At 70.0% G+C, this 20640-nt stretch carries 21 protein-coding genes and 1 pseudogene; 13 read left to right on the top strand and 9 right to left on the bottom strand.

Going from position 1 to position 20640, the window contains the following annotated elements; all coding sequences use genetic code 11:
- The first annotated feature begins 156 nt into the window (after positions 1-156).
- The 8 genes from ACWDX9_RS32265 (at position 157) to ACWDX9_RS32230 (ending at position 6863) form a co-directional block, all read left to right on the top strand.
- Positions 157-345, top strand: a complete 189-nt coding sequence (locus tag ACWDX9_RS32265) for a hypothetical protein (RefSeq protein ID WP_449960492.1) — start codon at positions 157-159, stop codon at positions 343-345.
- Between the two features lie 151 nt (positions 346-496).
- Positions 497-1162, top strand: coding sequence for a DivIVA domain-containing protein (locus ACWDX9_RS32260; protein WP_449960489.1), 666 nt, complete (start codon positions 497-499; stop codon positions 1160-1162).
- Between the two features lie 75 nt (positions 1163-1237).
- A complete protein-coding gene (locus tag ACWDX9_RS32255) occupies positions 1238-2464 on the top strand; it encodes a hypothetical protein (protein ID WP_449960486.1) in 1227 nt (408 codons plus the stop codon).
- A 79-nt stretch (positions 2465-2543) separates the two neighbouring features.
- Positions 2544-2903 (top strand): BlaI/MecI/CopY family transcriptional regulator, encoded by a 360-nt coding sequence (locus ACWDX9_RS32250; RefSeq protein ID WP_449960483.1) that lies wholly within the window; start codon positions 2544-2546, stop codon positions 2901-2903.
- Positions 2900-3832 (top strand): M56 family metallopeptidase, encoded by a 933-nt coding sequence (locus tag ACWDX9_RS32245; protein ID WP_449960481.1) that lies wholly within the window; start codon positions 2900-2902, stop codon positions 3830-3832. The genes ACWDX9_RS32250 and ACWDX9_RS32245 overlap by 4 nt, the downstream gene beginning before the upstream one ends.
- Before the next feature lie 165 nt (positions 3833-3997).
- Positions 3998-4390 (top strand): hypothetical protein, encoded by a 393-nt coding sequence (locus ACWDX9_RS32240; RefSeq protein ID WP_449960479.1) that lies wholly within the window; start codon positions 3998-4000, stop codon positions 4388-4390.
- Between the two features lie 66 nt (positions 4391-4456).
- Complete coding sequence (locus tag ACWDX9_RS32235; RefSeq protein WP_449960476.1) at positions 4457-6001, top strand: multicopper oxidase family protein; 1545 nt, start codon at positions 4457-4459, stop codon at positions 5999-6001.
- Between the two features lie 13 nt (positions 6002-6014).
- Positions 6015-6863: a F510_1955 family glycosylhydrolase gene (locus ACWDX9_RS32230; protein ID WP_449960473.1), complete on the top strand. Its 849-nt coding sequence runs from the start codon at positions 6015-6017 to the stop codon at positions 6861-6863.
- Positions 6864-6973: 110 nt separating this feature from the next.
- Here the strand turns inward: ACWDX9_RS32230 and ACWDX9_RS32225 are convergent, their stop codons facing one another.
- Both ACWDX9_RS32225 and ACWDX9_RS32220 read right to left on the bottom strand, forming a co-directional pair.
- Positions 6974-7612: a DUF4142 domain-containing protein gene (locus ACWDX9_RS32225; RefSeq protein ID WP_449960470.1), complete on the bottom strand. Its 639-nt coding sequence runs from the start codon at positions 7610-7612 to the stop codon at positions 6974-6976.
- A 267-nt stretch (positions 7613-7879) separates the two neighbouring features.
- A complete protein-coding gene (locus tag ACWDX9_RS32220) occupies positions 7880-9211 on the bottom strand; it encodes a sensor histidine kinase (protein WP_449960468.1) in 1332 nt (443 codons plus the stop codon).
- Between the two features lie 314 nt (positions 9212-9525).
- Between ACWDX9_RS32220 and ACWDX9_RS32215 the strand changes: the two genes are divergently transcribed.
- A complete protein-coding gene (locus ACWDX9_RS32215) occupies positions 9526-9945 on the top strand; it encodes a hypothetical protein (RefSeq protein ID WP_449960465.1) in 420 nt (139 codons plus the stop codon).
- A gap of 250 nt (positions 9946-10195) precedes the next feature.
- Here the strand turns inward: ACWDX9_RS32215 and ACWDX9_RS32210 are convergent, their stop codons facing one another.
- A complete protein-coding gene (locus ACWDX9_RS32210; protein ID WP_449960463.1) occupies positions 10196-12166 on the bottom strand; it encodes a cytochrome c oxidase assembly protein in 1971 nt (656 codons plus the stop codon).
- Positions 12167-12290: 124 nt separating this feature from the next.
- The gene (locus ACWDX9_RS32205; RefSeq protein WP_449960460.1) at positions 12291-13256 is read right to left on the bottom strand and encodes a coiled-coil domain-containing protein; all 966 of its coding nucleotides are present in this window, start codon (positions 13254-13256) and stop codon (positions 12291-12293) included.
- Between the two features lie 244 nt (positions 13257-13500).
- Between ACWDX9_RS32205 and ACWDX9_RS32200 the strand changes: the two genes are divergently transcribed.
- Positions 13501-14337 (top strand): FKBP-type peptidyl-prolyl cis-trans isomerase, encoded by an 837-nt coding sequence (locus ACWDX9_RS32200; protein ID WP_449960457.1) that lies wholly within the window; start codon positions 13501-13503, stop codon positions 14335-14337.
- A 174-nt stretch (positions 14338-14511) separates the two neighbouring features.
- Complete coding sequence (locus ACWDX9_RS32195) at positions 14512-15723, top strand: hypothetical protein (RefSeq protein ID WP_449960454.1); 1212 nt, start codon at positions 14512-14514, stop codon at positions 15721-15723.
- 111 nt (positions 15724-15834) lie between these two features.
- Here ACWDX9_RS32195 and ACWDX9_RS32190 read toward each other — a convergent pair whose 3' ends face one another.
- The 3 genes from ACWDX9_RS32190 to ACWDX9_RS32180 form a co-directional block, all read right to left on the bottom strand.
- Positions 15835-16767 (bottom strand): M56 family metallopeptidase, encoded by a 933-nt coding sequence (locus ACWDX9_RS32190; protein ID WP_449960451.1) that lies wholly within the window; start codon positions 16765-16767, stop codon positions 15835-15837.
- Positions 16764-17120, bottom strand: coding sequence for a BlaI/MecI/CopY family transcriptional regulator (locus ACWDX9_RS32185; protein WP_364267063.1), 357 nt, complete (start codon positions 17118-17120; stop codon positions 16764-16766). Before ACWDX9_RS32185 ends, ACWDX9_RS32190 begins: the two co-directional genes overlap by 4 nt.
- A 69-nt stretch (positions 17121-17189) precedes the next feature.
- On the bottom strand, positions 17190-17798 hold the full coding sequence (locus tag ACWDX9_RS32180) for a TetR/AcrR family transcriptional regulator (protein ID WP_449960449.1): 609 nt from the start codon (positions 17796-17798) through the stop codon (positions 17190-17192).
- Between the two features lie 89 nt (positions 17799-17887).
- Here ACWDX9_RS32180 and ACWDX9_RS32175 point away from each other — a divergent pair, with 89 nt between their 5' ends.
- Positions 17888-18379 (top strand): HXXEE domain-containing protein, encoded by a 492-nt coding sequence (locus ACWDX9_RS32175; protein ID WP_449960447.1) that lies wholly within the window; start codon positions 17888-17890, stop codon positions 18377-18379.
- Positions 18380-18910: 531 nt separating this feature from the next.
- Here ACWDX9_RS32175 and ACWDX9_RS32170 read toward each other — a convergent pair.
- Entirely contained in the window at positions 18911-19681 is a 771-nt protein-coding gene (locus tag ACWDX9_RS32170) for a glycerophosphodiester phosphodiesterase (protein WP_449960445.1), read from the bottom strand.
- Between the two features lie 117 nt (positions 19682-19798).
- Positions 19799-19945, bottom strand: a complete 147-nt coding sequence (locus tag ACWDX9_RS32165; RefSeq protein WP_449960442.1) for a hypothetical protein — start codon at positions 19943-19945, stop codon at positions 19799-19801.
- 450 nt (positions 19946-20395) lie between these two features.
- Between ACWDX9_RS32165 and ACWDX9_RS32160 the strand changes: the two are divergent.
- Positions 20396-20640 (top strand): annotated as a pseudogene (locus ACWDX9_RS32160) (hypothetical protein); the annotation flags it as partial.

Raw genomic sequence — 20640 nt, 5'->3', positions numbered from 1 at the left:
CTTCAACCACCGGCACGGGGCCCGCATCCAGGGCGGCACAACCCGGGAGCCATTGCCCTCACCTCGCGCCCCGTGCTCGGCCGGCACCGCCTCCGGCCTGTTGATCCCACCTGCCCCCAAAGCGCCCTGAAGACGCCTGTCGCGAGAGGAACGACGATGACCGAACCACACGTCCACCCGCACCACCACCATGACGACGCCGCCTGCACCGAGGACGCCACGCACGGCGCCGACGACTGTGCCGCCGAGTGCGCCGACGTCGATGTCCACGCGGCTGAGCAGGGCCAAGGCCTGGACCGCGGCCCGGGGCATTGCCATGACGAGCACGACGCCGCCTCGCACTAGCCGGTGATGCCGGCCTGCCGCCTGGCGGGTCACACCCCGCGGCTGATCCGTGGTCCTGGCGCAGGCGTCCTTGGGCGGCGTTGCCAGGACCACTCCCGCCGCCCTGTCGAGTCATGGCCACGAGCCGACGGCGAAAGGTTTCACAGTCACCATGCATGCCGAGCACGACGAACACGACCACGGTCCGCACCTTCCGCACAGCCACGCAGACCTCGACGCCACCTCGCCATCGCTTCAGGCGGTCATGCCCGGCCAGTTCGCCGTGCTGACCGCCGCCGCGGTGCACCACCAGGTCTTCACCGTGGTGCGGTTGCGCGGCGGCTACGACCTGGCCGAAGTGGATGCGTTCCTGTCCCGTGTGGAGACCACCCTCAGCCTGCTCTGGGGAGACAACGCCCAGCTGCGCGAGCGCCTGGCCGCCAACGCCGTCGCCCCGCCGGATGCGTCCGCCGGGGCGGAGGTGCTGGCCGCGGCGCACCGAAGTGCCGAGAAAACCATCACGGCCGCCCAGCGCGATGCCCGCCAGATCATCGCCGCCGCCCATACCGAAGCCGAGCAGAGGCAGCGCGAGGCCGCGGCGGCCGCCGACACGCTGACCCAGGCCGCCCGCCAGGCCATCGACGAACAGATCGACCGGCTCACGCTCGCCGTCACCGACCAGAGCAGGCACCTGGAGCACACCCTGCAGGGCCGGCTCGACGAGCTGCGTACCGTACTGGAAGATCTCACCACGCCCGGCCACGGCGTGCACGAAGCCTCACCCGCGCGGGCGGCCATGGCACCGCCCAGCACCGCCGACAGCCTCCTCGGCCCCTGACAGACGTTCCGGGCGGAGGCCGTCCCACTCGATCTTGATGTACCGGTGCCGCCGCGGCACCGTGCGATCGCCGCAATGCCCGTACTTCGCAGGAAAGGCCGTGCCATGTTCGTGCCGCCCGGGGGACCGGCGCCCCTGCACACCCTGGCCCTGTACGACCTGGGCCCGAAAGACCCCCTGGACGCCGCCCTGCCGGCCTGGACCACGTGGGTCGCCGTCGTCCTGGTCGCGCTGTCCACCCTGGCCGGCGCCCACCTGGCCCGCCGCAACAGCGCGAAGATCAGCATCTGGCTGGCCATCGCCTCGGCTCTGATGCTCATCACCGCCCTGGTCGACCTGCTGCCCGACGCCTGGCAGGAAGCCGACGCCACCGGCGTGCCGATCTGGGTGGTGGGCCTGGCCGGGCTGTTCGGGTTCGCCGTCATCACCTTCTTCACCCGCAAAGGCTGCGGCCACAGCCACGAGGCCGGCGCCGCTGCCGGCGGACGTCACGCGCCGGGCCTGCACCGCCGGGTCAAGGAAGCGGTCAGCGCCGCGGTCTACGGCGGGGTCGGCACCGCCGCCGCGCTGTCCCTGCACCGCATGATCGAGGGCGCCACCCTGGCGCTGGTCTCCTCCGCCGTCGTGGTGGCCGCCCTGGTGATCCACTCGGCCAGCGAAGGGCTGGCCCTGACCGCCCTGCTCGACCTCGCCCGCAAACCGGCGGTCCCCTGGCTGGCCCTGTCCTGCCTGGCCCCGGCCGCCGGTGTCGTCCTGGCCACCGTGGCGCCCCTGCCCGCCCAGAGCGTGCCGATCCTGCTCGGCATGGTCACCGGTGTGCTGCTGCGCACCGCGGTCATCGGGCTCACCATCGCCCGCGACAGCCGACGCCTGTCCCGGCGGCACCTCGTCATCGCCGCCACCGTCGTGGCGGGCGTCGGCGGCCTGCTGATCACCACGCAAACCGTGCTCGCCGGCGGGTTGCCCCAGCCGTCCCAGCCGATGGTCGCCGCCCCCGTCCCCCGTGCACCCAGCCCGCCCACCGCACCGATCCGGCAGATGACGACGACCCAGCTACGCGCCGCCATCTCCGGCGGGCAACTCAGCCTCGAACAACTGCTCGCCCGCCGCGATCCGGCCACCATCAGCGCCGATGCCGCCACCCTGCTGCGCGCCCTGCCCGAGCACAGCCCCGAGCAGATCACCCAGACACTGCGCCAGGCCAGGATCGGCACCGGTACCGCCATCGGCGACCTCACCCTGCGCCAGCGCCATCTCCTGCTCAGCGCGCTGAGCGACGAGCCGGAGTCGCAGCACCGGTGAGGTGGGCAGCACGGCAGCCCGGCCTTACGACCAGCGCCCGTCCACTTCAGCTCACACACCACGATGCGGCAGGAGAGTGATGATGCAACTCGGCACTCTGGAGCGATCGATCATGCAAGCCCTGTGGGAGCATCCCGAGGGCGTCTTCGCCAACCACCTGGCGGCCATGCTGCCGACCCAGCCGGCCACCACGACCGTGCTGACCGTCCTGGTACGCCTGTCGCACAAAGGCATGGTCGCCCGCGAGCGCATCGGCCGCGCCCACCTCTACAAGGCCACCGCCACCAAGGACGCCTTCGTCGCCGAGGCCATGCATGCCGCCCTCAACGAGGCCGGCGACCTGGAGGCGGCCGTGCAACGCTTCGTCGGCACCGTCACCCCGCAGGTGGCGGCAGCCTTGCTCGAAGCTCTCGGTGAACGCGACGGGTCCACGACATGATCGCCTGGCTGGTTCCCCCTGGGATCGCGCTTCTGCCGGTGGCGCTGGGCGACCGGGCCGCCCGCGCGCTGGCCGGCGCACCCTGGACACATCGCTTTCCCCGCGCCGCACTCGTGCTCTGGCAGGCGGCCGGACTGGCGGCCGGACTGGGCGCGATCGGCCTCGGGCTGGTGGCCGCGGTCGCCCCTCTGGCCGCAGTCTTCCCCCACGGCGTGCACACCCTGGCCCGCCACCTCGTCACCGGCCACGGCCTCGACGGCCTCGGCCCACCGCAACTGCTCGCCCTGCTGCTGTCGACGGCCCTGCTGACCTGGCTGCTGGCGCACACCATCCACGCCACCACCCGCACCGCACACGAGCGGCGCCGCCAACGGCTGCTGATCGACATCGTCGCCGACCATCACCCCGACCATGACGTCTACGTCCTGCCCAGCAGCAAGAAGGTCGCCTACTGCGTGCCAGGCAGACACCGGCGCATCGTCGTAAGCCAGGGCACCCTGGACCTGCTCAGCACCAGCGAGCTGCAGGCCGTCCTGCGCCATGAGCACGCCCACGCCCGTGGCCACCACGACCTGGCACTGCTGCCCTTCCTCGCCCTCACCCACGCCTTCCCCCGTCTGTCCGCCGCGCACACCGCCTGCCGCGCGGTGGCCGTACTCCTGGAGATGATCGCCGACGACCACGCCCGCCAGGCCCACGGCGAGCTGCCGCTGGCCCGTGCCCTTGTCCGGATGGCCAGCCACGACGACGGCCCACAACCCGCCACCTTCGCCCTGACCGACCTGGGCACCGCCGAACGCCTCCAGCGCCTGCTGACGCAGCGCGAGCACACCCCATGGGTGCCCGCCACCGCCTACGCCACGGCCATGCTGCTGCTCAGCGGTCCGCTCGGGGTGCTACTCGCCCCGCTCATCTTCATCACCACCTGACAGGCCCGCACGTCACCGTGAACGCGGCGCGCCGGGTGGTGGCCGCCGCGCGGGTGTCGGATCCGGGCAAGCCGACGCCGTCGCCGGCGTCTTCCCCCGAGGCCAGAAATGGGGCGATGCCCTGCGGCGGTAAGGTGGGGCCGTGTCTGTCCGGTGGGATGCGTCATGAGCGGGAGAAACGCGCTCGCCGCGGTGCTGCCGAAACTCGTGCTCGTGGCCGCCGTGCTGCTGGGCGTCGGGCTCAGTTACGCCACCGGGCACTTCTGCGCGGCCTCCCATACCGCGGCCGGCGCCTGCGCCTCCGCGTCGGGTGACGATCATCCTGGCATGAGCGCAGCCCACGCGTCGTCCGTCGGCGCCGATCACGGTCCTGTCGTGTTGTGCCTGGCCGCGCTGGCCGCGGTGGTCGTCGTGTTCGTGCTGGCCCTGTTCGGCCTCGGCCGGCCGAATGCCATCGGCGCCTCGGGCACGCATCGCCCGAGGGAACTGCCCGCGGTGCGCGGGTCGCCGCTGCCGTACGCGCTTTCTCTCCGACGCGTAGCGGTTCTGCGGACATAGGAGTCCTCCGGGCCAGGCTGAGCCCGGCGTCAAGGATCCCCGTCCGTTTCGAACCGTGAGCGATTCATGACATCCATCGATCGACGGTTCTTCCTGCGTGCCGGCCTGGCCGCCGTGGGAGGAGCCGTGTTGTCAGCGTGCTCGTCGAGCGAGAGCACCGCTTTTGTCCAACCTGGTGGGGCGCAGGTGCGGGCCGCCGAAGCCGCCCGGCGCCCTGGCTCCGTACGGGAGTTTCGGCTCCTCGCCCATGAGGGGCGAGCCGACCTCGGCGGGCCGACCGTGCGGACCTGGCTGTACGGCGATCGCCTGCCCGGCCAGGTGATCCGCGTCGCCAAGGGGGAGGTGGTCCGGGCCAGGCTCGTCAACCGGCTGCCGAAGGAGACGACCGTGCACTGGCACGGCCTGGCGTTGCGCAACGACGCCGACGGCGTGCCGGGCGTGACCCAACAGCCCGTTCCGTCCGGCGGCGAGCACCTCTACGAGTTCACCGCCGCCCATCCGGGGACCTACTGGTTCCATCCGCACCATGGCACGCAGCTCGACCGCGGCCTTTACGCGCCGCTGATCGTCGAGGACCCGGCCGAGCCGCTCGGCTACGACAAGGAATGGGTCGTCGTCCTGGATGACTGGATGGACGGCGTGACCGGCACCCCCGACGACGTGCTGGCGGAGCTGACCGCGATGGCGGGCATGACACCCGGTGGCGGCGGACACGACGGCCACGGCGGCATGGCCATGCCCACGCCCACGCCCACGCCCACGCCGACCGTGTCGGCGAAGTGGCCGCACATGATGATGAACGCCGAGAGCGACCTGCTCGGCGGAGACGCCGGCGACGTCTACTACCCGCATTTCCTGATCAACGGGCGGGTGGCCGCCGCTCCGGAGACGTTCACCGCCAAGCCGGGTGCCCGGGTGCGCATCAGGTTGATCAACGCGGGCGGCGACACCGCGTTCCGGGTGGCGCTGGGCGGCCACCGGCTGACCGTCACCCACGCCGACGGCTTCCCGGTGGAGCCGGTGGAGACCGACGCGCTGCTGCTCGGCATGGGCGAACGCTACGACGTGCTGGTCACCCTCAAGGACGGCGCCTTCCCCCTGGTCGCGCTGGCGGAAGGCAAGCGGGGCCTGGCCCGTGCCCTGGTTCGCACCGCGAAGAGCGCCAGAACCCCGCACGCCGATGCCCGGCCTGACGAGCTGAACAGCCGCATCGTCGGCTATGACCAGCTGAAACCCGCGCAGGACGTACGGCTGCCGCAGCGGGCCGCAGACCGGACGATCACCCTGAAACTCACCGGAACCATGGCCAAGTACGACTGGGCCATCAACGGCAGGAAATACGACCCGAAGGTCATCGAGCCGATCAGGTCGGGGGAGCGGGTCAGGCTGTCGTTCGTCAACCAGAGCCTGATGTGGCACCCCATGCACCTGCACGGCCACACCTTCGCCCTGGCGCGGACCGGCCTCAGGAAGGACACCGCGATCGTGCTCCCGGGCGCGACCCTCGACGTCGACTTCGACGCCGACAACCCCGGCCTGTGGATGATCCACTGCCACAACGTCTACCACGCCGAGGCCGGGATGATGAGCCTGCTCGGCTACCAGGCCTGAAAGGACACGCGCGATGATCAAGAAACTGGGACTGGCGCTTGCCCTGGCCATCGGCCTGACGGCGTGCGGCGCCGGCGAACCGGCCGCCACCCCTTCCGCCCGGCCCTCCGACGTGGGGGTCGGGCACGTTCACGGCCTGGGGGTGGACCCCGCGACCGGCAAGACGTACGTCGCGGGCCACTTCGGCCTGTTCACCCTGGAGAACGGGAAGCTGGTCAGGGTGGGGGACCGGGACGCCGACCACATGGGTTTCACGGTCGCCGGCCCGAAGACCTTCTACGCCAGCGGGCACCCCGCCGCGGATGACGTCACCGCCGGCGAGCCGCCGCACCTCGGGCTGATCCGCTCCACCGACTCCGGTCTCACCTGGGAGCAGGTGGCGCTGGCGGGCAAGGCCGATTTCCACGCCCTGCAGGTCGCGGGGAAGACGGCCTACGGGTATGACAGCCAGACCGGCCAGATCTGGCGCGGGCAGGGGGCCGACCTCAAGCCGGCCGCCCGGCTTGACCTGCTCGACCTCGCAGCCGGCGCCGACGCGCCCGATCGCCTCTACGCCACGACGCCCGACGGCGTGCAGGTCAGCGGCGACTCCGGCAGGTCCTTCGAAGCGCTGAAGGGAGCCCCGCTGCTGTCGTTCCTGGACGTGGTCGGCAAGGATCGGCTGGTCGGCGTTGACCCGGACGGCCAGGTGCAGGTCAGCGCCGACCGGGGAGCGACCTGGCAGCCGGCCGGGCGCCTGCCCATGCAGGCCGTCGCCTTCACCGCCGTATCCGCCGAGCGTCTCCTGGCCGCCGGCATGGACGGCACGGTCTACGAGTCAATGAACGGAGGCAAGGACTTCACGACCGTTCACCAGCCCTGACGAGGGGCCACGCTGCCCCGGATGCGATGTCAGCGGGCCGGCCGGGTCCTGTGGCAGGGAGATCAGCTGAGCGACCCCGCCGCAGGCCTGGCCGACGCCGCTCAGTCGCCTCATCTCGCCGCAGCGCGGGGCGTGGCGGGTGAGGGCGCCGGGGGTTCCGGCAGTTGGTCATGGTCCACCAGGCCGGTGGATTCCAGGTAGGTCATGTGGCGCATGACGAAGTTCATGCCTTCTCCGGCGAACTTCCTGATCTCGGAGTTACGGGTGCCCGCCCGCACCGCGGCCAGGGTGCTGAAGACCTTGCCGTGGGCGGCGCGCAGCAGGTTCGCGTAGTCCCGGTCGAAGGCGGGGCCGCTCTCCGCCGCCAGTTGGGCCATCCAGCTCTGCTGGTCGGCATTGGGTTCGTCGGGCAGCGCGACGCCCAGCTTCTTCGCGGTCTGGCGGGTCATCAGGTCCAGCTTCGCGTGTTCGTTCATGATCTGCCTGCCGACCTCCTTGACGCGCTGGGACTTGGCGCGGGTTGCGGCGTACTCGCCTACGGGCATCTCCCACAAGCCCGCCTGCCGAACCTTGACGAGTAGGTCACGGTCGGCCGCTGTGAGGGGGCCTGATGACGTCTGCGTGGCCGCGGTGGCGGCGGGATCGATCGAGGGCGGCATGACCAGCACGATCGTCGCCGCGGCCGCCACGACGAAGCCCGCGAGCATGAACAGCTCACCGCGGAGCAGCCTCTTCAGGGTCCGGGGCATGCCGGTTTCTCGGGCCATGTTCAGGCTCCCGGCTGTCCGGAGGCCGTTGTCACCGATCTGCTCGCCGCCCGGTGCCCACGTGAGCGGCGGCTGTGCTCACCCCCTTGGCCTGGCGGAAACACGAGGATGGTGATGTTCGTCATCGTCGGCGTACCTCCACTTGACGCTTGTGGTTCCTTCGGAGGTACGCGAGCCTGACCCAACAAGTTCGACATCATGTAGAAGTTGTCATGGATTGTGCCGACCGGCGTTGGCGCGCGAGGGAGGCTACCGCTCTCCCTCGTACAGCGGCAGGACGGCTACGAACCGGGCGCCGGGCCAGTGATCGGCGACGGCGAGGGTGCCACGGTGAGCCATGGCGATCTCGCGGGACAGGGACAGGCCGAGGCCGCTGCCCTCCTTGTCCTTGGCCCGTGCGTCGTCCAGGCGGGTGAAGCGTTCGAAGACCCGCTCTCTGTCCTGCGGCGGGATGCCGTCGCCGTCGTCCGCCACGGTGACGATCACCTTGTCGTCCGCCACCTCGACCGAGAGGTCGATCCTGGTGGCGGCGTGCCGGGTGGCGTTGTCCAGGAGGTTCGTCAGCATACGGTCGAGCTGGATCGGCGAGCCGTACACCGGGGCAGGCCGGCATGGGTTGATGACGATGAGGGTTCTGGAGCCTTCTCGGCGACGTACCTGCTCTTGGGCCACCCGGCACATGTCAACCACGCGGCGCTGCACGACCGCGTGGGCGTCCAGCCGGGCCAGCATCATGAGCTCGTCGATGATGCCGGTGAGGCGGTCGGCGGCGGCCAGGGCCTGCGTGCCCGTGGCCCGCCAGTCTGTTTCGTCCGGGTAGGCGCTGGCGACCTCCAGCTGGGTGTGAAGGGCTGAGAGGGGGCTGCGCAGCTCGTGAGAGGCGTCGGCCACGAAGCGGCGCTGGGACTCGGCGGAGCGTTCGAGGCGGTCGAGCGTATGGTTCGTGGCGGCAGCCAGGTCGGCGATCTCGTCGCTGGTGCCGGGTACGGGTACGCGCCTGCTGAGGTCCTGGCCGGTGATCTCGGTCAGCTCCGCGCGGATGCGCTCGACCGGGCGCAGGGCGAGCCCGACCACCGCCCGCGTCGTCACGCCGACGATCACCAGCGCCAGCGGCGTGCCCAGGAACACCAGCGCGTGAAGCCACGCCAGTGCCCGGTTGACCTCGGCGAGCGAGGCCGCACCGCACACCGTGGCACGACCCTGCGGCGTGTGCACAGGCTTGGCTACCACGAGGTACTCACCCCCGTCCTCCCCGTGGACGGGCGGCAGCCGACGCTCGGTGATGTGGATCTTCTCGCGCTTGTCCGCCTGGACGGTCATCACGGGCGAGGCCGCGTGCGGATCGGGGGAGGCGGCAAGCACCTTGCCGTCCTCGGAGACGACCTGCAGGAGATGCACGTGCGACGGCGTTTCCAGCTTCGCCGGAAGGCGGCTGGCCTGGGTCTGGTCGGCGACCTTGTGTACGGCCAGTTCCACCCTGGTATGCACGAGTTCGCGCAGGTAGGGCGGCACGGTGGCGAGCATGATGGTGGACGTGACGGTGCAGACCAGCGCTGCTATCAAGATCGCGAGCGTGGTCACGCGCGCTCGGATCGAGCGCGGAAACAGTCGTGCCGCCATCCGATCCCCCGTGTCACTATCTGCGACACGTACCCGGAGAGGGGATTCGCAACAATAATGAACATTAATCTTTGTATATGCCGGATGGCCGTTTGGTGGGGAAAGCTCCGGGAGAAGGGCTTTTCGCTACGCTTCGTGCATTTGGTGCCCAAGGGGCTGGGGCATCCCGATGCCCAAACAAGCTTCGCTGTTGTGTAGATAATCCTTGCTCCTGACTGAACTGCGGGCATGGCGCCGGGCGTACCTCTCATCGATCGCTTGGGGGAGGGTTCGCCATGTCAGATCCATCGCGAGGTGTCGTCGGCGCTCTGGCCGCGCTCGTTCTGGTCGCCGGGTGCGGTTCGGAGGCCCGGCCCGAGGCTGTGGCGAGCCCCACGCCCGGCCTCTATCAGGAGGCCGCCCTGAGTGCCGAGGAACTCGCCGCGAAGGTCGGGTGCAAGCCCGCCATGCGGACCAAGGCGGCCGAGTTGCGCGAGGGAGTGTGCAGGACGGCTGACGGCAACTACGTGGTCACCAGCTTCACAACGGAGCAGGGCAGGCGGGACTGGCTGGACTACGCGCAGATGTACGGCGGCTCCCACCTCGTCGGACGCCGCTGGGTCGTCTCGGCCGCGCCCGCCGTTCTGGAGACGTTGCGCAAGACCTTGGGCGGCGAACTGCAGACAGGCCGCGGCGCCACTCCGTCCGGTGCTTGAGACCGGCCGCTGCTCGCTTCGGCGGGCGCCGGTACAGCCAGGTCAGGCGCGGTTCGAGGAGCCACTCGAAGACGGTACGGGTCTGCGGCAGGCACAGCGCGTCGGTGAAGTTCAGTGGGTGGGTGGGACGCCCCTGTTTCCGGTTGCGGCTCAGCCGAACATCGCGATCACGGTTACCACCATGATCACGATCAGGGTCACGACGGCGCCGATGGCGAGGGCGATCTTCACGTTGGTCGTCATCTTCGGCTCACCGTTCCTGGGAACGCCTGTTCAGCCCGGCCAGGTAGTCGTTGTAGGCGGCCAGTTCGGCCTCGCCACGGCGGTCGGCATGGCGGTCCAGCCGTCTGGATCGGCGGTGGTCGCTGAGCGCCCACTGGGCGGCGATGGTGATGACCACGATCATGGTGGGGATCTCGCCGAACGCCCATGCCATGCCCCCGGCGACGCTCTGGTCCTGCAGCACGCTCGCTCCCCAGGGGCGGGTCAGCTGGTCGTACCAGGACGAGGCGATCGACTTGCCCATCATCATCATCGAGATGCCGAAGAACGCGTGGAAGGGCATGGTCATCATGAGCGTGCCGAGCTTGGCGATGTACGGCAGGCGGCGCGGCGCCGGGTCCACTCCGATGATCACCCAGAAGAACAGCGTGCCGGACAGCAGGAAGTGCGTGTTCATGAGGATGTGGCCGACCGGCTGGCGCATGGCGGTCTCGAACAGCGAGGTGTAGTACAGCGCGTACGAGCCGCTGACGAAGACGACCAACGCGAATGCCGGGTGCGAGACGATCTCGGCGACGCGGCTGTGCAGCGCCGAGACGATCCACTCGCGTGGGCCGCGGTCGCCGCGCCGGGCGGCCGGTCTCAGCGCTCTGAGGGCCAGCGTCACCGGGGCGCCCAGGACCAGGAAGATCGGCGCCAGCATGGCCAGGCCCATGTGCTGGATCATGTGCATGCTGAAGAGCACGGGCGCGTACGTGGCGATCCCGCTCTGCGTGAGAACGACGATGAGAACGAGCCCGACAGCCCAGGCGATCGAGCGTCCCAGAGGCCAGGAGTCGCCTCGGCGGCGCAGCCGGACGACCCCCGCCGCGTATCCGGCGGCGCCGGCGAGGGCCAGCAGGGCGAAGAAGAGGTCCAGGCGCCACAGCGAGGCCAGGCGGGCCGTGGTGAGCTCCGGCGGCATCGCGTATCCCAGCAGGTCGCGAACCAGGTCGACGGGCAGCACGGCGGGCGGCGGCGAGGTCCGCGACAGGGCCACCGCCAGCCCGATGGCGGCGGCCATGACCACGACCTCGCCGGCCGCGAGCCGGATGAAGGCTCGTGGCCGGCCGGCGCTCAGGGCTGCCAGTGTGTGGCGGCGGTGCAGCCATCCGACTCCTCCGAGGATGACCAGGGTGGCCGCCTTGGCCAGGATGAGCAGCCCGTACGAAGAGGAGAACAGCTGCCCGATCCCGGTGAGGCGGGCCGCGGCGCCGGCCACGCCGCTGACCGCCACCCCTGCCAGGCACCACAGCGCCAGGCGGGAGAACCGTCCCGTGGCGAGCGCCAGATCGGCCCCGCCGCGCAGGGCGTGCACGGTGACCGCGGCCAGGCCGCCGACCCACAACGCCAGAGCCACCAGGTGCAGCCCCAGCCCGGTGATCGCCATCGAGTGGTTGGGGGAGCTGGCCGAGTGGCCGGTCAGTACGGGCGGAAGCAGCGTCAGCAGCGCGACGCCGAGCAGTCCGGCGGAGCCATGCGCGCTCACCACCCCTCTGGCATATCCCGCGACGCAGCCCGACAAGATCAGCACCAGCAGCAGCATGGTGCCCTGCGGGATGGTGGTGACGAAGCTGACGATCACTGTGCCGCTCAGCCCTGTGGCGGGCACCGCCAGGAGATCCGACAGCGTGAACAGCATGGTCAGCGCGGTCATCCCGGCCCAGGACAGAGCGGCCCACGACGCCATGCGCGAGTATCCCCGCGCCTCGGGGGACAGCAGTCCCTTGGTGGAGGGGAGCAGGACGGTCGCCATGAGCAGCAGGCCCACCGTCATCACGGCGGACAGGTCGGCGCCGAGCCTGGCGACCGGCAGTCCCCAGCGCGTGACGGCTCCGGCGTCGGGGAGTCCGGCGATCTCGACAGTGGTGGCGGCGCCGCCCACCACCAGGCCGGCGGCCAGGGCGGCCCCGGCGATGGCCGTCGCGGCGAGGAGCAGCCGGGATATGCGCGCGGTCAAACGAGTACTCCTTGAGGCAGGGACTGTTCAGCCGGAGGCCGAGGGCGCGACTCCGCGCCGCACCTGCAAACTTCTACGTCAAGTAGAACTATCGCATGGCGAATACAGAGGTTGTAAGAGTTCGCTACTGCATCGAGATGTGCACGTGGTCCTGGTGGTTGGCGGTGATGCCGCCGCGGTCGGACATGCTTCTCCAGCTGGAGCCCTGCCAGATGCGCCGCTTGTAGATCACGTACTTGATGCCCAGGCGGGAGGCGTTCTTGATCGCCCACGCCGCCAGGGCGTCGCCCTGGGCCGACTGGGCGGGGGAGGGCCACGTGCCGCCTCGCGTGATCATGAAGTCGCAGGCGCGTCCCTGCGGATGCTCGCCACCGTCCTGAAGCGAGCGGAAACACCCGATGCTGGGCAGCGTGAACCGGCGTTTCACCTGATCCCGCACCATCCGGGTGCGAGGGGTGATGTTGTCGGCGCCCGACGGCAGCTCCGGCGCCCAGCTGCCGTCGGACCTGCGCACTCCCGGCGCGACCATGAGGCGGTCGATCCGGTCGGTGATCTGGGCGATGAGCTTGTCGGCCTTCTGCCGTTCCGCGCGCAGCCGGGTTCCACGATCGCGCAGCTCACGCGTTCTCGCGGTGGCGGCCTCCTCGGCGCGTCGGCGAGCGTCGCGGGCGGTGGCGTACCGGCTGATGATCGCCTGCTGGTTCTGCACCTGCACCTGCAGGACAGCGGCCGCATGCAGGGCCGCGTGCGGTTCCTGGGCGCCCATCGGGACGCTCTGGCTCACCTGTGGACTCTGGTAGGCGAGCGCCACCAGTTCGGCGAGCTGCTCGCGGGTGGCGTCATAGTCGCTTTGTGCGGTCTTCAGCCGGGTCGCGGCCTCCTTCTCCGCGCGCTGGGCGGTGGCCAGGGCGGCCAGGTTGGCGTTGTAGTCGGCGGCGGCGCGATCGAAGTCCTTCTGGAGCCGGCTCAGCTGCTTGCGCAGTTGCTCGGCGGTGGGCTTGGGCTCCGCGTGCGCCGGGAGCATGACGAGTGTGGCGACAGTGAGGAACGAGGCCGTGCCATATGCGACCCTCAGCCATCCAGCCGTCACGCCTGCTCCCCTTCCAGTTTCTTCTATGCTCCGTAGAAGTATGGGGGAGTCTATGGGGCAATCCGGTGCTCAGGGGACGATTCCTTCGTACTTGAACCACCGGCGGCGACGACGCGTAGCTCTTGATGATCGGCGAACCGCAGGAGGGGAACAGGCCTGATGGGGCAGCTCGCTCAAGTCACATGCGGTCCTTCTGGCGATCGTCGCGGGGATCACGCTCTACCTGCTCCCGGGAAAGGACCCTTTGACGGTCACCGGGGCTTTCGGCGAGCAGCCGCAGGTGACCTTCGCCGAGGGAGGACAGCCGGGCGAGGAGCTCAAGGCCGGGACCGTGATCGCGGGCAGGGGCGTGGCCGTGGCCCAGGGAGACCTGGCCGTCGTCCAGTTCGCGAGTTACGCCTGGACCGGTACCTCTCACCGGGAGCTCGACAACAGCCATGACCGCGGCAAACCGGCGGTGATGCGGATCGGAGAGCTCATCCCCGGCCTGAACAAGAGCCTTCTCGGCAGGACGGTCGGCAGCCGCGTGGTGATGTCGATTCCCCCCAAGGACGGCTACGGCGCCGACGGCAACGCGGAGACCGGGGTGACCGGCACGGACACGCTCATCTACGTCGTCGACCTGCTCGCCACGTATCCGAAGACCGCCTCCGCGCGTGGCCGCGCGCGCCCGGCCGACCCGGCTCTTCCTCAGGTCACGGCAGGGCCGGCGGGTGGGGCTCCGGCGGTGGCGATCCCGGCGACGGATCCGCCTGCCGGACTGCGGGCGGAGACCCTGATCGAGGGAGAGGGCCCGGCGATCCGCGCCGATCAGATGCTGGTCACCCATTATCAGGGGCAGATCTGGCGCGACGGCAAGGTCTTCGACTCCTCCTGGAACAGAGGAGAGGTGGCGCCGCTGTCATCACTGACCGGCACGATTCCCGGCATCCTCGAAGGGCTGACGGGTAAGAAGGTCGGCAGCCGGGTGCTGCTGGTCATCCCGCCTAAGGACGGGTACGGCAAGAAGGGCCCGGAGGCGGCGGGGATCAAGGACGACGACACTCTGGTCTTCGTCATCGACATCCTGGGCGCGTACTGACACCCCTCGGCAGCGCCGCCAAGCCGAACTGGACCCGGCCGATGTCCGGCCAGTAGGTCCAAGGAGGTCATTGACGTTCGGCGCGATGTTCGCAAGTCGTGATCGAAATGTACCGGTTGGGGGATCATGCCCGCCCATACGCTTCGACGGACGGGGAACAACGGGGAGGCATGCATGTCGTTCATGACGCGGATGGCGGCGGCGTTCAAGGGGGAGGTCCGGGCTGACGAGCTCGAGGCCTATCGCCGGGCGGGCGGGCTCGTCTACACCGAACTCGAGCGGGCCGAGGCGCTGCGCGCCCGGTTGGCCGTCGAAGGAGTGAACCTGTGGCACGGCCCCCAGGCCGCCGCCGGGCAGCTGCTGTGCACCTGGAACGCGTTCGTCCTGCAGGCCATCGGGGAGCACCTGCTCGACGCGGACTACGCCGCCGATCCGAGCACCGTCGGCTACGTGCCGCAGGTCACCGCTCTGCAGGTCGACGCCTGCTTCGCTCAGGTGGAGGGCTGGGTGTCACGGGCGCGCCAGGCCGCGGGCAACTCCCGCTACCTCGTGGAGAAAGAGGTGCTGCTCCCCGCCGACCTGCCCGAATGGGCCGAGGCCAGCCCGTGCCCGCTGCCGCACCTGAACGGCATGCTCGCCGCCTCGCGCGCCATCCGCCGCCACGCCGAGGTCGCGCTCGGCGTCTTCGAGCAGACCGTCGCCGACGCCGACAACCACCGCTACGCGCTGGAACGGCTGCGCCAGCTTGCCGCCGAGGCGGCGACGGCCGCCGACTACGCCGAGGGGCTGCTGGACACCAACCCGGTGCCGCGCATGCACGAGGCCATCGAGCAGCGCCTGCAGCGCGCTCTGGAGATCTACTACCACCTCGGCCAGCTCATCGCGATGCCCGGGCTGATCGGCGGCTACAGGGGCCCCGGCGTACGGCAGGTCGTCCCGCCCGCCAACCTGAAAGTCGCCGACGTCCGCGATTTCGACCCCTGGTGCCTGACCGACCCGCAGAAGCGGAGCTTCTGGCAGGCCGATCCGCGGGCACGCCAGGCGATCAAGGAGATGTGGGAATACGACCCTGCCCCCGCCCTCACCCTGCGCATCCAGGCCGAGATCGACGCCGCCCGGGAGAACGGCGCAATCACCTTCGCCACCGACGCCCAGGGGAAACCGTTCGGCAGCTACTACTGTTGCCCCTGGTCCGCGATCTATCTGGTGCGCCGTCCGGTCGTCGTGGGCGGCCGCGCACTGCGTGCGATGCAGCAGTTCACGCTGGAGGTGTCGGCCGAGGACGTGCCGAAGGGCGGCCCGTTCAAGCGCGAGATCATCGTCTCCTCCTTCAGGCCGACCGACCGGATCGACTACTGCGACCCGGACGGCCTGCACGGCGACTGAACCACCGAGGAGTCCGCCTCGCGCCGCGCATCGACCGCATCAGGCTCGTGGGCAGGAACGAGCTCGGTCGGAGAAGCCCCGGCTCAAGCCATGCGCGCGAGTTGGGGCGCTCTACACGGTGATGCACACCACGGGAGCGATCAGCACGGCCACCGGCCCGCTGAGCAGCAGCCCGGCTGCCGAGTAAGCCGCCGCAGGCACCCAATGAGACTGACGGCGCTCGCTGAGCAGCCGCTGCAGCCGTTCGACGACGCCCGCGTCCGCCAGGCCGAACGAGGCCAGGCCGGGGCCGGGCCCGCAGGTCGCCATGCGGACGAGCGCGCGGGCCAGCGGCAACTCGCCGTGCGCCCGGCTGGCGTGATCGTCGGCGATCATCTCCAGCAGTACGGCCACCGTCTGCCGTGCGGTCCGGGCGCAGGCCAGCCACGGGAACGCGTGCTCCAGCGCGACAAAGGGGAGCAGCGCCAGGTCGTGGTGGCCTCGGGCGTGTGCGCGCTCGTGCTCGAGAACCGTCTGGAGCTCCTGGGCGGTCAGCGCGTCCAGGGTGCCCTGGCTGAGGACGATGCGCCGATGCCTACCGGGCACGCAGTAGGCGACGTGTTCCGCCACCGGCAGCACGTAGACGTCGTGGGCCGGGGAGTGGTCGGCCACCACGTCGACCAGCAGGCGCTGGCGGCGGCGTTCGCGGATCGTCTTGGTGGTGGTGCGTACGGTGTGGATGAGCAGCCAGCTCATCAGGCCCGCCGACCAGGTCAGAGCCAGCAGTTGCACCGGCCCGAGCCCGTCGAGGCCGTGGCCGCTGACGATCTGGCGCGCCAGGGTGTGCGCCCCGTGCGGGAAGACCGCGGCCAGCGGTGCGACGGCGGCCACCAGCCCGAGACCGACCGCGCCCAGACCGGCGGCGACTCCGATCGCCTGCCACAGCGCCAGCGCCGCGCGGGGGCAGCGGTGCGTCCAGGCCGCCCCGGCCAGCCTGCGCGCGGCCTGGTCGCCCAGCGCCAGCGGCAGCAGGGCGATTCCGGCCGCGATCAGCCAGGCGATCACGGCGCGGATCCGTCCCGCTCGCCCAGCGCCTCGCGCAAGGCGCTGGCCACCTCCGGCGTCACCGTGCCGACGAAGCGCTGCACGGCCGCCGCGACGTCACCGGCCTCGTCCAGGGCGGCGCGCATGGCCTCGGCGACGAAGGCGTCCTTGTCCGCGGTGGCCTTGTAGAGGTGCGCTCGCCCGATGCGTTCGCGGGAGACCATGCCCTTGTTCGACAGCCGCATCAGGACGGTCAGCACCGTCGTGGTGGCGGGCTGGGACGGAAGGTCGGCTGCGAGGACGTGGGCGAACATGCCGTCCGGATGCTCCCACAGAGCTTCCATGACCGATCGCTCCAGGTTGCCGAGCTGCACCGTGGCCCTCCTGCCGTGTTCTACTCCAGGTAGAAGGCTACCGTCCTCATGCCGTCCGTCGACAGGCAATCAGAACAAGTACCGCGTCACGATCGTGACGATCTCCCGCTCGAGATCCGCCGCGTCGAAGTCCGGCACTCGCCCCACGAACCGGTGGATGAGCGACTCGATCGTGGCCACGACGAAGCGAGCCTGACACCCGGGATCCGTCGGTGTCAGATCGGGATCGGCGCGCAGCAGCCTCTCGACTGAGGCCACCGCCTCGTCCTCGGCCTGGCGGAACCGGGCCAGCAGCTCTGGCGGCCTCGGCGCCTGCTCGAACAGCACCTGATGCAGGCGCGGGTCGGCGGCATGAATACGCACCAGTGCCCGGGTCAGCTCAGGAAGCCACTCTGCCAGAGGGCGCTGCTCGGTCAGCACATCGTGCACCGTTTCGGTCATTTGCTCCAGATGCGCCTGTGCAAGCACTACCAAGATCGCATCTTTGTTCGGGAAGTACTGGTACAGCGATCCGACGGAGAGTCCGGCCTCTTCCGCGATCCGGTCGGTCGTCCCGGAGGCGTAACCATGGCGGGCGAAAACGCGAGCCGCTGCCTCCTCGATGCGTTGACGAGTCTGCCAGGCGCGCTGCTGTCGGGGCGTTTTCCTGGGGCGATACGGCGAGCGGGCAGGGGGCATCGAGCCGCCTCCAGATGCGAGTACAAAAGCCGAGGAATTCCTCGTATTCTAGCCGCCGCCCGTCCAAGAAACCCCCTGGAGGTATTTCCATGACCTTGTCCGACGTCACCGAGAGGGACCGGCCTCAGCCGGTAGCTGGTGTGCTGCCCTTCCTCATGCCGTTCGGCGTCTACGTTCTGCACACCGTGGAAGAGCTCCCTGGCTTCGCCGCCTGGGCCACGCGCCACTTCGGCCCGGAAACCACGAGCATGTTCGCCGCCTACCACATCCCTCTCATGCTGCTGGTGCTGGTGTGTTCCTGGCTCGCCATGCGTCAGGGTCGCCACGGCGGTTGGGTTGTGCTGGCCACCGCCTTCCAGTGGCAGTTCGCCGTCAACGCGCTCTTCCACATGGGCACCTGGGCCGTCCTGGGTGAGTACTCGCCCGGCGCGGTCACCGCCGCCGTGGTCTCCGTCCCGGCGACCGTCTGTTACCTGGCGTGGATCAGACGCGAGAAGCGGGCGAGTTCCCGGGAGATCGCTATGGCGCTGGTTCTGGGAACTGTCATCGCGGCCGCGGCGATCGGCTTCCTGTTCTTGTGAATCCCGGGCCGTTGACCGCCGCGTCGCGGTGTGTGAAGGGCGAACTCCACGCCGCGTCAGGGGGCGCACTCTCCTGCTGTGTTGCATCGCATGACGGCTCCTGCGGGCTCTGGCACGATGGCGAGGTGCATGTTGGGCGTCCTGTAGTCCGCGCGCTGCGCGCCGCGGCCTTCACGGCTGACAGCTGGAGCAGGCTGGGCATGGTGTCCACGCGGGGCAGGAAGGCATCCACTTCGGCCAGGTCGTAGCCGGTGAGTGTCACCAAACCTTTCACCGTCGACGCTCGGAGGCGAGCTGCGGTAGCAGGCAAGCCCCGGCCGACCGGAGGCGGTCCTGTCGGTCGGACGGGCCGTCGTAGGGACAGCGGGTGGCCCGGCAGCGACAACCGGCCGCCGGCAGTCAGGCGTGCGGACGAAGGCCGATGCGATTCGGTGCCGTGAGCGTCGTGGCAGTGGTCGGCCCCGGCCGGCGAACGGGATCGGTGGCGCAGGCTTCTTCGTCCTCGTGATGCTGTGCGGTCATCGAGGCGTATCAGCGGTTGCACAGGGCGACCGCCCAGCTCGAATAGCTGAGGCTGCGGTCGGTGATGATGCGGTCGACGCCGTAGTCGGCCAGGCGCCGCCAGGCGGTGGGGGTGTTGGGAGTCCAGGCGTAAACGTGCACCCCGGCGGCGTGGTAGCTGTCCACCCACGAGCGAGACAGCTGGTCGTATCGGACGGAGACGAAGTCGTAGTGCTCGGCCTGGGCAGGGGGCGGTGTCGTGCCGGCCAGCAGCCCTTGGGCGACTGGCAGGAAGGAGACGCGGCTCAGCGCGGTGGGCAGGAACGAGGTCAGCGCGGTCCAGTCATAGGCGCGATAGCGGTGATAGACGGCGGTGAGAGTGCGAGCGTCGGCGTCGTCCGGGACGCTCTTCAGCTCGATCAGCACCAGGTCGACGCGGCCGCGCAGCGCGTCCAGCACCTGCGCCAAGGCAGGTGGCGCGAGGCCGTCGGCACCACGCAGCGTGCGCAGCCGCGCCATGGACGAGGTGGCCACCAGACCGCTGCCGTTCGTGGTGCGATCCAGCGTGGCGTCGTGCATGAGGACGGGTTGGTGATCCCTGGTGAAGCGTATGTCTATCTCCACCTGACGGGCATGGGCCGCCAGCGCCTGCCGTAGCGACGTGAGGGTGTTCTCCGACCCGGAAGGGGGATAGCCGCGGTGGGCGATCACGCCGGGCGCACGGCACTGCCCCGCCGCCCGGGCGGCATCAGCCGGGACCGCCGTCGTGACGATCTGCATGACCGCGGTGAACGCGGCCACGAGGGCACGGCACCGCCCACGTGCCAGGGGCGGGTGCCGTGGAAGCGGCGCGTCGAGGGTGCCGTCCCCGGTCGGCGGACGCCGCCGGGGATGGGGTGAGAGGCTCATCCGGCGCCGTCACCTGGTCGTGGTCGCGCCAGTGGTGGCGCTCCGGCGCAGGTAACCGTTCCAGGCCCAGCCGTGCGCTCCGGCGGTCGTGGTGAGGCGCACCCGGCCGCCGGCGATCGCGCGATCACCGGCGCCGTTCCGGAGGCTGCCGACCACGGGTTTTGTGAGCGACATAGCCGGGGGCCGCAGGGTTGATACGGGGGTGGCGTCGGCCTGCAGGCACGAAAGTGCCGGCCATCCGGTCGTCGCGGCCGTCACCAGTGCGGAGTTGTGGACGGTTCTCATGCGCTGCCCTTCCCGTGCACCTCTACACAGAGTAGTTGACTCATTACGTCGAGTTTAAACATCTGACTGAATGTTCATATGTAGAAGGAAAGGCTGTGGGAAGTGTTGACGCGGAGCGCCTCGGTGGAAATGATGTTCATACATGAACACTTGAGCAGATGTCGTGGATGGCGGAGGTCTTCCTCGTCGGCAACTGCGCAGGATGCCTGCCACGCATCCGCATCCCGCCGTCCATCGCCCCGAAGAGCCGGCCTGTCGGCTGCTCGGCCCGCATGACCTGGTCATCACACGTCATTCACCGTCATCCAAGGAGCTCAGCGCATGTCCGATCAACACAGGCACCAGGACCAAGGGGCCGGACGGAACCACGGCCATGGGCACGGCCACGGACATGCTGTCGATGCGCAGGCCGACCGGCGCTATCTGAGCGGCGCGCTCGCTCTGATCGTCGGCTTCATGGCCGTCGAAGTGGTGATCGGCGTGATCGCCCAGTCGCTGGCGCTGATCTCCGATGCCGGCCACATGCTCACCGACGCGATGGCGATCGTGCTGGCCCTGATCGCGAT

Source organism: Nonomuraea sp. NPDC003201 (assembly GCF_053590415.1).
This window is presented reverse-complemented; position numbering and strand designations above follow the sequence as displayed.

Coding starts and splice junctions, on each gene's coding strand:
- ACWDX9_RS32235 (WP_449960476.1), top strand. CDS start 4,457: ATGACATCCATCGATCGACGGTTCTTCCTGCGTGCCGGCCTGGCCGCC.
- ACWDX9_RS32230 (WP_449960473.1), top strand. CDS start 6,015: ATGATCAAGAAACTGGGACTGGCGCTTGCCCTGGCCATCGGCCTGACG.
- ACWDX9_RS32225 (WP_449960470.1), bottom strand. CDS start 7,612: ATGCCCCGGACCCTGAAGAGGCTGCTCCGCGGTGAGCTGTTCATGCTC.
- ACWDX9_RS32240 (WP_449960479.1), top strand. CDS start 3,998: ATGAGCGGGAGAAACGCGCTCGCCGCGGTGCTGCCGAAACTCGTGCTC.
- ACWDX9_RS32250 (WP_449960483.1), top strand. CDS start 2,544: ATGATGCAACTCGGCACTCTGGAGCGATCGATCATGCAAGCCCTGTGG.
- ACWDX9_RS32215 (WP_449960465.1), top strand. CDS start 9,526: ATGTCAGATCCATCGCGAGGTGTCGTCGGCGCTCTGGCCGCGCTCGTT.
- ACWDX9_RS32180 (WP_449960449.1), bottom strand. CDS start 17,798: ATGCCCCCTGCCCGCTCGCCGTATCGCCCCAGGAAAACGCCCCGACAG.
- ACWDX9_RS32260 (WP_449960489.1), top strand. CDS start 497: ATGCATGCCGAGCACGACGAACACGACCACGGTCCGCACCTTCCGCAC.
- ACWDX9_RS32255 (WP_449960486.1), top strand. CDS start 1,238: ATGCCCGTACTTCGCAGGAAAGGCCGTGCCATGTTCGTGCCGCCCGGG.
- ACWDX9_RS32195 (WP_449960454.1), top strand. CDS start 14,512: ATGTCGTTCATGACGCGGATGGCGGCGGCGTTCAAGGGGGAGGTCCGG.
- ACWDX9_RS32265 (WP_449960492.1), top strand. CDS start 157: ATGACCGAACCACACGTCCACCCGCACCACCACCATGACGACGCCGCC.
- ACWDX9_RS32175 (WP_449960447.1), top strand. CDS start 17,888: ATGACCTTGTCCGACGTCACCGAGAGGGACCGGCCTCAGCCGGTAGCT.
- ACWDX9_RS32245 (WP_449960481.1), top strand. CDS start 2,900: ATGATCGCCTGGCTGGTTCCCCCTGGGATCGCGCTTCTGCCGGTGGCG.